Origin of the sequence: Massilia sp. KIM, from assembly GCF_002007115.1 — a bacterium.
Lineage (GTDB): Bacteria > Pseudomonadota > Gammaproteobacteria > Burkholderiales > Burkholderiaceae_D > Telluria.
In genome coordinates, this window is record NZ_MVAD01000002.1 from 709,998 (window position 1) to 723,156 (window position 13,159).

General features: G+C 67.6%; 8 protein-coding genes. 2 read left to right on the plus strand and 6 right to left on the minus strand.

Annotated features, from left to right (window positions below; all coding sequences use genetic code 11):
• Window positions 1–40 precede the first annotated feature (40 nt).
• The 6 genes from B0920_RS17890 to B0920_RS17915 form a co-directional block, all read right to left on the minus strand.
• Window positions 41–2,083 carry a TonB-dependent receptor gene (locus tag B0920_RS17890; protein WP_078034009.1) on the minus strand — a complete coding sequence of 681 codons (2,043 nt, stop codon included), beginning with the start codon at window positions 2,081–2,083 and terminating at the stop codon, window positions 41–43.
• Between the two features lie 7 nt (window positions 2,084–2,090).
• A complete protein-coding gene (locus tag B0920_RS17895; RefSeq protein WP_078034010.1) occupies window positions 2,091–2,597 on the minus strand; it encodes a DUF6702 family protein in 507 nt (168 codons plus the stop codon).
• A complete protein-coding gene (locus tag B0920_RS17900; RefSeq protein WP_078034011.1) occupies window positions 2,594–4,999 on the minus strand; it encodes a M1 family metallopeptidase in 2,406 nt (801 codons plus the stop codon). The genes B0920_RS17895 and B0920_RS17900 overlap by 4 nt, the downstream gene beginning before the upstream one ends.
• A gap of 103 nt (window positions 5,000–5,102) precedes the next feature.
• A complete protein-coding gene (locus tag B0920_RS17905; protein WP_078034012.1) occupies window positions 5,103–7,469 on the minus strand; it encodes a M1 family metallopeptidase in 2,367 nt (788 codons plus the stop codon).
• Window positions 7,470–7,622: 153 nt separating this feature from the next.
• Entirely contained in the window at window positions 7,623–8,798 is a 1,176-nt protein-coding gene (locus B0920_RS17910; protein WP_078034013.1) for an ATP-binding protein, read from the minus strand.
• 89 nt (window positions 8,799–8,887) lie between these two features.
• The gene (locus B0920_RS17915; protein ID WP_078034014.1) at window positions 8,888–9,943 is read right to left on the minus strand and encodes a hypothetical protein; all 1,056 of its coding nucleotides are present in this window, start codon (window positions 9,941–9,943) and stop codon (window positions 8,888–8,890) included.
• A 213-nt stretch (window positions 9,944–10,156) separates the two neighbouring features.
• Between B0920_RS17915 and B0920_RS17920 the strand changes: the two genes are divergently transcribed.
• Window positions 10,157–11,641, plus strand: coding sequence for a hypothetical protein (locus tag B0920_RS17920; protein ID WP_078034015.1), 1,485 nt, complete (start codon window positions 10,157–10,159; stop codon window positions 11,639–11,641).
• The gene (locus B0920_RS17925; RefSeq protein WP_229455717.1) at window positions 11,641–13,146 is read left to right on the plus strand and encodes a hypothetical protein; all 1,506 of its coding nucleotides are present in this window, start codon (window positions 11,641–11,643) and stop codon (window positions 13,144–13,146) included. Before B0920_RS17920 ends, B0920_RS17925 begins: the two co-directional genes overlap by 1 nt.
• Window positions 13,147–13,159 lie beyond the last annotated feature (13 nt).

Here is a 13,159-nt window from a genome sequence, read left to right on the forward strand (position 1 = left end):
CCGATTAGCGTAGCACTTTTCCACGCAGCCAGTCTGATGCTCACCAATTCTTGACGAGACTCAGGCGGAAGGAACGCGGCTCGATCGGGTGGAAATGGACGTCGGCCACGGCCTGCGCCTCGCCCTTCAGGCGCGATTCGTAGAAGTAGTCGATGGCGGAGTCGCGCCGGTTGGCGAGGTTGAAGCCTTCCAGTTCGAGCTGCAGGTCCTTGGCGATCCGGTAGCCGATGCGCCCGTTCAGGGTGAGGCTGGATCGCGAGCGCACGCTGTCGTCCTCGACCAGCGGGCGCGGGCCGAACCAGCGCAGGCGCAGGGAACCCGACCACGGGCCGCTGCGGTCCACCGTCAGCCCGAGCTGGGCCACGCCTTCGATCGCGCCGGGAATCCGGTTGCCGGCCGGGTTGCCGCCGCGCGAGCGGGCGCGCGCATAGGCGGCGTCGAGGTCGATCGACAGCCACTTGACCGGGCGGTAGTAGTTCGAGAACTCGATGCCGTAGCGGCGGCTCGGGTCGCCCGCCTCGGTGTTGCCGGCGTCGCCGATGTAGCTCAGCTCGGAATCGAAGTCGAGGCGGTAGAGCGCGAGCGAGGTCTGCATCTTCGGGATGGCTTCGCTGCGGATACCGAATTCATAGCCGCGCGAACGCACCAGGCCAGGCGTGCGATCGACCGGATCGAGGGTCTTGGGGTCGATGCGGGCCACCGTGCCGCGCGCGTCGTTGCTGTGAAAGCCATGGCCATAGTTGGCGTACAGCTCGGTCGAGGTCCAGGGGCCGTAGACGATGTTCAGCGTGGGCGTGACCAGGGTGTCGTGGGCGCGCCCGCTGTTTTCCAGCCGGTCGCTGTCGACCCGGAAGCGGTAGCGGCTGGCGCGCACGCCGGCCACGCTCCTGAGCGCCTCGGTCCAGCGCACCGCGCTCTCGACGAAGACGGCGCCGCTGGTTTCGACGATGTGGTCTTCGCGCGTGGTGGCGATGCGGCGCCGCGCGCGGGTGTCGAGCAGGGCGTTGAAGATGTTGTCGTTCTGGAGCTGGGCGCCGATGGTGACATCGGACGAGAATTCTTCGCCGCGGTGCAGGTGCCAGGTGTGCTGGGCGTCCATGCCGGTGGTCACGCGCCGGTCCGGCTGGGCGAACTGGTCGCCGTTCTCCGGATCGTTCAGGAAGTAGGTGAAGTTCGAATACAGGTCGAGCCGGTTGCGGATCAGGTAGGCGCTGACTTTCGAGGCCGAGTCGGCGTCGGTGCGGCGCCATACGCCCGACAGGCTGGCGCGGCGCGCTTCGCCGCCGTCCGTCGGATCGAGGTTGTCGTAGCGGCCGATCAGGCCCTGTTCGACCGCGCGCACGGGGATCTGGTCGGTGGCGTTCCAGTGGCCGCTGTAGTTCATGGCGGTCACGCTCCAGCCGTTGTTGGCGTAGCCGCGGCTGTAGCGCAGCACCGCATTGGTCTTGCGGTAGCCGTCGCCGCGGGTCCAGGGGCCGTCGTTGCGCATGCCCTCGACGGCGTAGAGCAGGGCGCCGCCGGCCAGCTCGCGCGATCCGGCCAGCAGCGTGCGCGCATAGCCGTCCTGGCCCACGCTGGCGCTGGCGATCTGCTTCGCCAGGCGGTTGGCGTAGCTGAGGGAGGCCACGCCGGCCGAGGAAAAGTCGCCTTCGCGCGAGGAGTAGGGACCCTTGCGGTAGTCGAGGCGGCCGACCAGTTCCGGGATCAGGAAGTTGAGGTCGGTCCAGCCCTGGCCGTGGGCGTGGCTGCGCTGGTTGACCGGCATGCCGTCGACCCAGGTGGCGAGGTCGGTGCCGTGGTCGAGGTTGAAGCCGCGCAGGTAGAACTGGTTGGCCTTGCCTTCGCCGCTGTGCTGGCTGGCGATCAGGCCGGGCGTAACTTCGAGCAGCTCGCCCGGGCGGTAGGCGATGCGGTTGGCCAGGTCCTTGGCGCCCGCGCTGCCGGCGCCGGCCGAGTCGGCGACGCCGAGCTGGCTGGCGCGCGCGCCTTCGACCAGCACGCGCTGGAGCATGAAGTCGTCGGCTTGCGCGGCGGTGTGGACGGAGAGCGCGGCCAGCGCGCAGGGAATCAGGCGTAAGTTCATCGGTGCTTTATTTGGATTGCTGGCGGGCCGGCTGCTCCAGCGCCGCGCGCAGGAAGGTCAGGGACCGGGTGACGCCGCTCTCGGTCAGGTTGACGGTGTTGACCTGGTCGGGCAGGAAGTCGACCAGCACGCCGTGGCGGATCGTGGCCGCCTGCGACAGCGGGGTCTGCTCGGCCTCCTGGTAGATGGTGACGCTCTGGGCGTCGACCGTCATGCCGACCCAGCGCAGCGGCAGGGGCTTGTTGTCCGGCCCCTTGATGCCGAACTGCTGGTCGATGTACTTGCGCAGCACCTGCTGGTCCTCGGGGTCGCTCAGGTCGAACTGGCGCTGGTAGAGGTTCATCAGGAGGGCCTCGATGTCGTGCGCCATGTAGATGTGCACGATCTCGGTGCTCCTGGTCCGCTCGTTGTACGAGATGTCGGTGATGCCGGTGTGGAAGCGGTGCGCGTGCGCCGCCGTGCTCAGCGCGATGAGCAGGGCCAGGCAGGCGGTCTTGATCAGCCGAAGGATCATGGCGTGGCCTTCTCAGCCGGCTTCTCAGCCGCCTTCGCAGCCGGCTTCTTGAGCGGGGTGCGGAAGTCGCGCATCAGGTTGTTCTGGTCCTGCTCGGTCTTGAACAGTTCCAGGCGCGAGGGCACCGGCTTGCGCGGCCAGGCGTTGTTGTTCTGGTCGATGTCGGCGGTCTCCCAGTACGGATCCTGCACCAGGCCGACGATCGGCTCGTCGGTCACGAACAGCTTGGTGACCTGTTTGGGCGAAAAGCGCCATACCTCGGCCGGGATGCGCTCGACGATCTTCTTGCCGCTCTTGAGTTCGATCTCGACGATCAGCGGGGTGACCAGGCCGCCCTTGTTGCTGAAGTCGACCAGGGTCAGGTGCTTGCCCGACTTGAGCAGTTCCTTTTCCCAGTCTTCCAGGCCTTCCACGGTCTCGGCATACTTGTTGCGGTCCTTGTTGGTGACCGTGAAGTCGTCGTTCTCGTTGTAGAAGTCCTTCAGTTCCGGATGCTGGTCGACGCGGCGCACCATGCCCTTGTTGCGCTGGTCCGTCACCGACACGGGTTCGGCCTGCTTGCGCGCGCGCTGCCAGGCCTTTTCGATTTCCGGGTCCTTGGTGCCGACCGTGTATGCGCTGATGCCGTCCACGCTCACGTCCACCGGGTCGGTGGTGTAGAACCAGCCGCGCCAGAACCAGTCGAGGTCCGTGCCCGAGGCGTCTTCCATGGTGCGGAAGAAGTCGGCCGGCGTCGGGCGCTTGAATTTCCAGCGCTCGGCGTATTCCTTGAAGGCGAAGTCGAACAGCTCGCGGCCCAGGATGGATTCGCGCAGCACGTTCAGGGCGGTGGCCGGCTTGGCGTAGGCGTTGTTGCCGCGCTGGAGGGTCGATTCGGCATTGGTCATGATCGGGACCTGGTTGGTGCTGCGCATGTAGGCGGCGATGTCGCGCGCCTCGCCGCGGCGGCCCGGATAATCCTCTTCCCAGGCCTGCTCGGCCAGGAACTGCAGGAAGGAGTTCAGGCCCTCGTCCATCCAGGTCCACTGGCGCTCGTCGGAGTTGACGATCATGGGGAAGTAGTTGTGGCCGACCTCGTGGATGATCACGCTGATCAGGCCATATTTGGTGCTCTTCGAATAGGTGATCTCGCCGGTCTTCTTGTCCTTGACCGGGCGCGGGCCGTTGAAGGAGATCATCGGGTATTCCATGCCGCCTACCGGGCCGTTGACCGAGATCGCGGTCGGGTAGGGGTAGTCGAAGGAGTACTTGTTGTACTGCTCGATGGTGTGGACGATGGCCTGGGTCGAGTAGCGTTCCCACAGCGGGTTGCCCTCTTTCGGGTAATAGGACATCGCCATCACCTCGGTGTCGCCGCTCTTGATGCCCTGGGCGTCCCAGATGAACTTGCGGCTGGAGGCGAAGGCGAAATCGCGCACGTTCTTCGCCTTGAAGCGCCAGGTCTTGGTGCCGGCCGCGCGCTGCTTTTCGCGCGCTTCGGCCTCAAGCTGGGTGGCGATGATCACCGGCTTCTTGGCCTTGCGGGCCTGGGCGAGGCGCTCGCGCTGGGCCGCGGTGAGCACTTCGCCGGGGTTCTGCAGCTCGCCGGTCGATGCCACGATATGGTCGCCCGGGACCGTGATCTCGACTTCGTAGTCGCCGAACTCCAGCGTGAATTCGCCGTCGCCCATGTACTGCTTGTTCTGCCAGCCCTTCACGTCGTAATAGGCGGCCATGCGCGGGAAGAACTGGGCGATCTCGAACAGGTCGTTCTTGTCGTCCTTGTCGAAGCGCTCGAAGCCCATGCGGCGGCCCAGCACGTTCATCTCGGGGATGTTGAAGCTCCAGGACACGTTGAACGAGAAGCGCGAGCCCGGTTTCATCGGCTGCGGCAGGTCGATGCGCATCATGGTCTTGTTGATCACGTGGGGCAGCTTGCGCCCGTCGCTGTCGGTGACGCCGTGGATGGCGATGCCGCCTTCGAACGCGCGCGAGGCGAGCTGGAAGCGCAGGGCCTCGAACTTGACGCCGTCGTTGCCGCGCGCCTGCCAGGCATCGCGCGAGGGCAGGGTGGCGATGGCGCGGTTGTCCGAATCGGCGCGAAACATGTTCTGGTCCAGTTGCACCCACAGGTAGGACAGGGTGTCCGGCGAGTTGTTGTGGTAGGTGACGGTCCCGTTGCCGCTGATGGCGCGTTTGGCCTCGTCCAGGCTCACGCGGATGCGGTAGTCGGCCCGCTGCTGCCAGTAGGCGTGACCCGGCGCGCCCGAAGCGGTGCGGTATTCGTTCGCGGTCGGCAGCAGCTCGTCGAGCTGGCGGAACTTGTCCTCGATGGCCGGCGCGGCGACGGCGGTCGAGCTCAGGCCGACGAGGAGGCCGAGGGTCAGGGTGGCAAGGCTTGCCTGCAGGTGCTTGTTGGTCATGCTGGAACGATGGGTGCTCTGGATGTGGAAACGGCAGGGTGCGCGACCCTGCCGGTTGAATGGGCGGCCGCGCCGCCCATGCCTGCTGCAACGAAGACTATGCTTACTCGTCTTTCGCTGCCTCTCGCTGCTCCTTGGTCTTCAGCTTGGTGTTGAAGTCCTTCATCAGGTTGTTCTGGTTCTGCTCGGTCTTGAACAGTTCCAGGCGCGAAGGCTGGGCCTTGCGCGGCCAGGCGTTGTTGCTGGTGTCGATGTCGGCGGTCTCCCAGTGCGGGTCCTGCACCAGGCCCACCACCGGCTCGTCGGTCACGAACAGCTTGGTGATTTTCTCGGGCGAGAAGCGCCACACTTCGGCCGGGATGCGCTCGATGTACTTCTTGCCGCTCTTGAGTTCGATCTCGAGGATCAGCGGCATCACCAGGCCACCCTTGTTGCTGAAGTCGACCAGGGTCAGGTGCTTGCCCGACTTGAGCAGTTCCTTTTCCCAGTCCTCGAGGCCTTCCATGGTCTCGGCGTACTTGTTGCGGTCCTTGTTGGTGACCGTGAAGTCGTCGTTCTCGTTGTAGAAGTCCTTCAGCTCCGGATGCTGGTCGACGCGACGGACCATGCCCTTGTTGCGCTGGTCGGTGACCGACACGGGTTCGGCCTGCTTGCGCGCGCGCTGCCAGGCTTTCTCGATTTCCGGGTCCTTGGTGCCGACCGTGTATTCGCTGATGCCGTCCACGCTGATGTCCACCGCGTCGGTGGTGTAGAACCAGCCGCGCCAGAACCAGTCGAGGTCCGTGCCCGAGGCGTCTTCCATGGTGCGGAAGAAGTCGGCCGGGGTCGGGCGCTTGAACTTCCAGCGCTGCGAGTATTCGCGGAAGGCGAAGTCGAACAGCTCGCGGCCGAGGATGGTCTCGCGCAGGATGTTCAGGGCGGTCGCCGGCTTGGCGTAGGCGTTGTTGCCGAACTGGAGCAGGGACTCCGAGTTGGTCATGATCGGCACCTGGTTACGGCTCTTCATGTAGTCCGTGATGGTGCGCGGCTCGCCGCGCATCTCCGGCCAGTTCTCTTCCCAGGCTTCCTGGGCCAGCGACTGCACGAAGGAGTTCAGGCCCTCGTCCATCCAGGTCCATTGGCGCTCGTCGGAGTTGACGATCATCGGGAAGTAGTTGTGGCCCACTTCGTGGATGATCACGCCGATCAGGCCGTACTTGGTGCGCTTGGAATAGGTGATCTCGCCGGTCTTCTTGTCCTTCACCGGGCGCGGACCGTTAAAGGTGATCATCGGGTATTCCATGCCGCCCACCGGGCCGTTCACCGAGATCGAGGTCGGGTAGGGGTAGTCGAAGGAATACTTGTTGTACTGCTCGATGGTGTGGACGATCGCCTGGGTCGAATACTTCTCCCACAGCGGGTTGCCTTCCTTCGGATAGTAGGACATCGCCATCACGTTCAGGTTGCCGCTCTTGACGCCCATCGCGTCCCAGATGAACTTGCGGCTGGTGGCGAAGGCGAAGTCGCGCACGTTCTTGGCCTTGAAGTGCCAGGTCTTGGTGCCGCTGGCGCGCTGCTTCTCGCGCGCCTCGGCTTCGGCCTGGCTGGCGATGATCACCGGCTTTTTGGCGTTGCGGGCCTGGGCCAGGCGCTCGCGCTGGGCGGCGGTCAAGACCTCGCCCGGGTTTTGCAGCTCGCCGGTCGAGGCCACGATGTGGTCGCTCGGCACGGTGATCTTGACGTCGTAGTCGCCGAACTCTAGCGTGAATTCGCCGGCGCCCAGGAACTGCTTGTGCTGCCAGCCATACACGTCGTAGTAGGCCGCCATGCGCGGGAACCACTGGGCGATCTCGAACAGGTCGTTCTTGTCGTCGAACTTCTCGTAGCCCGAGCGGCCGCCGAGCACCTTCTGCTCGTTGATGTTGTAGTTCCAGTCGACGCTGAACGAGACCCGCGCGCCGGGCTTGAGCGGCTGCGGCAGGTCGACCCGCATCATGGTCTTGTTGATGGTGTAGGGCAGGGCGCGGCCGCCGCTGTCCTTGACGGCGGTGATGTTGAAGCCGCCCGGGAACTCGGCGGCGGTGAGCAGCGAGCGCATGCCGTCGAACTTCAGGCCCTCTTCCGGGCTGCGCGGCTTGGCCCAGGCTTCGCGCGAAGCCACGGTGGCGCTCTGGCGCGCGTCCGAATCCGGCTTGTAGATGTTCTGGTCGAGCTGCAGCCAGAGGTACTTGAGGGTATCCGGGGAATTGTTGTAGTAGGTGATCGTGCCCGATCCGCTCAGCGCGCGGCGGTTCTCGTCGAGGGTGGCGCGGATCGTGTAGTCGGCGCGCTGCTGCCAGTAGGCATGGCCCGGCGCGCCGGAGGCGGTGCGGATCGCCCCCGGAGTCGGGAGCAGTTCATCGAGCTGGCGGAACTTGTCGTCGAAAGGCGCTGCTGCGAAAGCCGAAGCGGCGAGGCACAAGGCCGCCAGGCCAATGGGCAAACGAATCATATTTCCCCTGGAATTGTTTTGGAATTAGGAAAAACTATTCTAGCTTTACCTATACGTCAATTGTTCGGGGGAATTGTAAAAAAGCTGATACATGGACTGTTTGTCGGTTCCACAGCGCGTCATGTATTGACGCCACCTCCCTCCTCGGAGGGATCAGGTGGTCGGCATGCTGAAGGTGAAGCTGGTGCGCCCCGCTTCCGAGGTGACGCGGATCGCGCCGCCGTGGCCGGTGGCGATCTGGTCGACGATGTACAGTCCGAGGCCCAGGCCCTCGCTGCCCGGGCGCGAGGACGCCCGCCAATAGGGCTTGAACAGCTGGGCGATGGTGCCCGGGCTCAATTCCGGCCCCTCGTTGCTTACCTGGAGCACGAAGCTCGGCCCCTCGACCGCGGCGCGCACCTGGATCGGCTGCTGCGCGTCGCCGTGCAGCAGCGCGTTCTTGAGCAGGTTGGACAGCAGCTGGGCCAGGCGCCTGGCGTCGCAGCGCAGGGTGAGGGAGGCCGCGATCGCGCTCTCGATGCGGCGCCCCGGATGCACGCCGCGCAGCTCGTCCACCACCTGTTCCAGCACCGCGCCGATGTCGTGGTGCTCGCGCAGCTCGAGCGCGATGCCCGAGCCCATGCGTCCGCGCGTGAAATCGACCACGTCGTCGACCAGCCCGGCGATCCGGCGCGCGCTGGAGGCGATCCGTTCGACCACCTGGCGCGCGGCCGGGTCCTGCACCTTGTGCGCGAGCACGGCGCTGCCGCTCAGGATGGCCGACAGCGGGGTGCGCAGGTCGTGACCGAGCACCGCGATGAACTGCTCGCGCAGCTCGGCGGTCTCGCGTTCGGAGAACAGCGCGGTGCGCGCCTCGCGCAGGGAGCGCTCGGATTCGAGCTGGTGCGAAATCAGCTCGGCGAACAGGGTCAGGGCCGAGACGGTGGCTTCCTCGCTCAGGCGCGCCGGCTCCGGGTCGATGCCGCACAGGGTGCCGAAATAAAAGCCGTCGGGACGGAAGATCGGGATCGAGAAGTAGCTTTGGAAGCCGTACATCCGCGGCGTATGGTGGTCGCGATAGCGCTCGCTGTGGCGCACGCTGTCGATGATCACCGGCAGGCGCGTCTCGTGCACCTCGCGGCAGATGGTGGTGTCGATGTCGAGGCCGTCGCCCGGGCGCAGGCCGAAGTCGAGCCGGTCGTGCACGGCGCAGGTGGTCCAGGAGGTCGCCGTGACGTGGGCGATGCAGACGAAGCGCAGGCCGGTCAGGGCGGCGACGGTCTCCAGGATGCGCGGGACCGCGCCGATGGCCTGGATCTCGCTGACATGGCTGTAGACCTCGTCCGGCATCTCGGCCGCCCCGTGAAAGCTTGCAAGATTTTCATAATAGCATGACTTTTGCAGAGGGAAAGCCGATTTTTTGGCGTCGGACATGGGCTTCAGACCAGCCAGCGCCCATCGGCATAGACCCGTTCCTCGCCCAGGTAGACGGCGTCGGTCACGGCGAACACGTCGATGTGGTAGCGCGCATCCTTGCGCTTGAAGCCGGGCTTGGGATAGACCCCGTGCTTGGCGCCCAGCGACAGGTGGATGCCGCACATGCGCTCGTAGGTGCCGATGTCGTCCACCCGCAGCTCGCGCGTGAAGGCGCGGTTCAGGCCGAAGCCCAGCTCGCGCACCCAGACTTCGCCCTCGTCGGCGCGGATGATGTCCAGCACTTCCTGGAAGGCCGGGGTCGCGTTCTCGGCGCCCACCACCCGGCCCTTGTCGATGACCAGGGTGACCGGCGTGTCCGGACGGTTGGAGCGGTAGCTGGTGTCGCCGAACACGTGCACCTGGACCCGGCCGTGCACCGCTTCCAGGTCGAGCGCCTCGGTGAACACCTCGCCGATCGGGAACTGGCCGCCGACGTTGTGCATCTCGCTGTAGTCGCCGACGTTCAGCTTGGCCGGCTCGAAGGGCGAGGCGAAGCGCAGCACCTCGCCGCCGCCTTCCACCCGCGCATGCGGGGCCGCGTCGATGCGCGCCTTGAGGGCGCGCCCGGTGCCGCGGAAGTAGGCCGGGTCGTAGGCCAGGGCGGCGATGTAGTGCTCGCCCTGCACGCCGGGCATGCGCGACAGGTGCACGTGCTCGATCACCTTCAGGCCCAGCTTGAACAGCTCCACCCGCACCCGGAAGCCGTCGAGGCGGAAGTTGGTCGACTGCACCAGCACCACCAGGTCCTTCGCCGCCATCTGGCGGAAGGCGGCCAGCACCGCGTCCGGCGTGACCGCGTCGAAGTCGACGAAGCGGGCCTGCGGCAGGTTGCGGCGGTAGGCTTCCAGCAGGGCGCGCGCGAGTGGCGTGCGGGTGTCGTAGACGACCAGGGCCGCCTGTTGCGGACCGTGTTCGAGCGCGATCCTGAGCACGTCGCCCAGGTGGGCGCTGGCGGCATCGACGGCGCGAGGCGGCAGGTCGGGGGTGTCGGTGGCGGGAGCGGGGACGGCGGCGTTCATGGTGTGGGAGGAAGAGGCGTTTCAGCCCGCCATTATACGGGTGCGCGCAAAAAGTTCCGCTGAACAGCCCGCTATTTGATCCCGGAAGTGTCAGGGCGCGCTACCCCGTGTACGGCGCGCCGCTCGACAGGTCGCGGCGCTATGATTTGAGCAACAACAACGGCCTCGACAGGCCTTGTTTCGGCAAATCACGACGCATCGAACGGTGAGCACATGGCATACCGATGGGAAACTCCGGCCAGCATCTGGCAGGAGGACGAGAGGACGCGCGAGTTCGCGCTGCTGGCGACCGACGGCCTGGGCCCGGTCGACTGGCAGGCCCACGCCCGTGCGCGCCTGCCCGACCTCGCCCATCTGCTCGGCGCCTCGCTCCCCAGCGTCTGCGAATGCTCGCCCATCTACCCCGAGGGCTTCGCCCATTGTCCGGATTGCGGCAGCCCGCTGCAGCGCCTGAGCGGCGCGATTCCCGCGCGCCAGCCCGGCTGGTGGGGGCCGGGCGCGGATCAACTCTTGCCGCGCCATGTGCCGCACGGCTTGCCGGTCACCGCGCTGGCGCTCGGCGACTCGATCGAAGAGCGTCCCGCCGCCCCCTTCGCCGGCCGCGCCGATCGCCTGATGCCGGCGCCGCCCAATGCCTACGCCGTGTTCGCGGCGGCCCGCTACGGTTTTCCGGAGCAGCGCCTGCTGGCCTTGGCCCCGGGCCGCGGCGTGCTCCAGTATTGGGACCCGCTGGCCCAGTTGTGGCACGTGCTGGCCCCCGAGGACGGCGCCGCCAGCCTCGCGTTCACGGCCTCCGACTACGCATGGCTGCCGCGGGAAGAGGGCCGGCGCGGCGAAGTCGCCCTGCTGCCCACCGCCGGCGGCTTGCAGCGCCTGTGGATCAACCCGATCAGCGAGACCTACCGCCTGGAGACGGCGATGGACGCCCCGGTGCTGGCCGCCCCCGGCCTCATGCGCCGCCACATCGCCTGCCTGGTGGGCAGCCCCGGCCACGTCTTCCTGTGGAACGCCCGCCTCGACCTGAGCGAGCCACAGCAGCTCAGCTGCCCCGAGCTGCCGGCGGCCGGCTGGTCACGCCCCTTCGGCTACGACGGCCGGCTGTTCTGGCTGCACGAGGCCGGCCAACTGGTCTGGCGTCCGGGCGACGCGCCCGGTTTCCTGCCTTGGCCGCCCGGCTGGCAACCGCGCCTGGACTTCGGCGGGCCGACCCAGAGCCGCGACGGCCGCCTGTGGCACATCGGCCATGACGGCCAGGGCTATTCCTTCCTCGAGCTGGGCAGCGCCCAGCCGGCCCATGCCGCCATCGACGGCGCGCGCCTGGGCTTCGCCAACTTCCTGTTCCGGCGCGGCCACCCGGTGGTGGACGAGCCATGGTCGGCCGAGCACGTGGAAGACCTGAGCCAAGACGACAGCCTGGTGGTGCCCCTGCTGCGCAGCTTCAACAACAACCGCAGCCAGCCGAGCGGCCTGGTGCTGCGCCTGCACAAGTACACCGGCCGCGCCGAGGAGGCGCTGGACGGGCGTGTGATCCCGCGCGTTACGGTCGAATGGATCGGCCGCCGCAACGTCATCCTCGACGAGATCGCACGGCTGGCGCGTCCGCTCGACTGCGTGCCCCTGGTCTACGACGGCCACCTGTGGCTGCACCACCCCGACTGGAACCAGATGCGCGGCTGGCGCCTGGACGAGCTGGCGTGATGGCGGGCCTGCCCATGTCCGCGGCGCGCTGCTTCGCCTTGCCGGCCGCGCTGGCGCTGGCCTTGCTGCCGGCGCCGGCGCGCGCCATCCCGCACGTGTTCCTGGTGCAGAACTCGGGCTGGATGGAGCCTTTCTATGCCGATCCGGCCTCGCGCTTCAAGCCGCTGGTAGGCGCCCTGGCCGCCAGCGTGGTGCAGCCGGGCGAGCCGGTGGTGCTGGCCGCCTTCAACCAGTCCCGGCCCGGCGCGCCGTCGCCGCGCGCGCTGGCCTCGTTCAAGGCGGGGCAGGACCTGCGCCAGCGGGTCGGCGCCGCCCTGGCCGGGCTGGAGACCGCGCGCAAGCCCGGCTCCAGCGCGCTGGCCGATACCGACCTGGGCGAAGCGGTGCAGGCCGGGATCCACCAGGCCCTGGGCGGCAAGCCCGGCATCGTCTGGCTGTTCACCAACAACCGCAACAGCCCGAACAACGACCAGGCCACGGCCGCGCGCAACCGCGAGTTCTACCAGCTGATCCACGGCGGCCAGGCGGTGCGCAAGGCGCTCGCCTTCCCGCTGCGCATGCCGGTGCGCGGCCGCCACTACCAGGCCAACGGCCTGATGATCTACGCCTTCGCCGTGGGCGAGGAGGGCAGCCGCGCGCTCGACGCCCTGGTGGCGTCGAACCGCATCGGCCAGGTGATCACCGAGCCGCCGGCCCGCCTCAAGCCGCTCGACCGCGACACGGTGCGGCTGGCCCCGCGCAAGGTGGAGAACGCGGACGGCGTGTCCTTCCGCACGGCGGCCGGCGGCGTGCTGCGCGCCGACGTCGCCCCCGAGGCGCGCCAGCCCTCGGCGCGCATCGAGTGGAACCTGGAAAACACGATCTACCCCTACACCATCGCCTCGGCCACCCTGAGCGCACGCTCGACACTGGGCGGCGAAGAGCGCCCGATCAGGCTGGCGGGCGCGCGCATCGACGACCTCGCGCCCGGCAAGCCGGCGCCGCTGGGCTCGACGATGTCCCTGCCGGTGGCCCAGATCCCCGACCGGTGGTCGGCCGCCGCCCTCAAGTCGGCCGGCTCGGCCTACGTGCTGCCGGGGACCATCGCGCTGCACCTGGCCGACCAGAAGCTGGTGCTGTCCGAGGCTTTCCGCGCGCGCATGGCCGAACTGTTCCCGGGCGACCCGCTGCCCGACATCTTCATTCCGCCGGCGCGCGTGCAGGCCTCGAGCGCCGTGCTGCCGGTCGAGGTGCGGGTCCATTACGGCATGGGACCGCTGCTGGCCCTGGGCGGCGGCGTGCTGGCCCTGCTGGCCGCAGCCGGCGCCGCGGCCTATGCCTACGCCCGGCCGCGCGTCGCCCACCTCACGGTGGAGGACGAAGCGCGCACCATGCGGGCCCGCCCCGGCACCACGCAACCGATCTACGACAAGGCCGGCCAGCAGGTGGCCCAGCTCAAGACCACCCTGTTCGGCCACCAGCTGCTCGACCTGCGCGAAGGCGCGCAGGTGAGGCTGGGCCGCTAAGAAGAAAGGACCA

Coding starts and splice junctions, on each gene's coding strand:
- B0920_RS17890 (WP_078034009.1), bottom strand. CDS start 2,083: ATGAACTTACGCCTGATTCCCTGCGCGCTGGCCGCGCTCTCCGTCCAC.
- B0920_RS17895 (WP_078034010.1), bottom strand. CDS start 2,597: ATGATCCTTCGGCTGATCAAGACCGCCTGCCTGGCCCTGCTCATCGCG.
- B0920_RS17900 (WP_078034011.1), bottom strand. CDS start 4,999: ATGACCAACAAGCACCTGCAGGCAAGCCTTGCCACCCTGACCCTCGGC.
- B0920_RS17905 (WP_078034012.1), bottom strand. CDS start 7,469: ATGATTCGTTTGCCCATTGGCCTGGCGGCCTTGTGCCTCGCCGCTTCG.
- B0920_RS17910 (WP_078034013.1), bottom strand. CDS start 8,798: ATGCCGGACGAGGTCTACAGCCATGTCAGCGAGATCCAGGCCATCGGC.
- B0920_RS17915 (WP_078034014.1), bottom strand. CDS start 9,943: ATGAACGCCGCCGTCCCCGCTCCCGCCACCGACACCCCCGACCTGCCG.
- B0920_RS17920 (WP_078034015.1), top strand. CDS start 10,157: ATGGCATACCGATGGGAAACTCCGGCCAGCATCTGGCAGGAGGACGAG.
- B0920_RS17925 (WP_229455717.1), top strand. CDS start 11,641: ATGGCGGGCCTGCCCATGTCCGCGGCGCGCTGCTTCGCCTTGCCGGCC.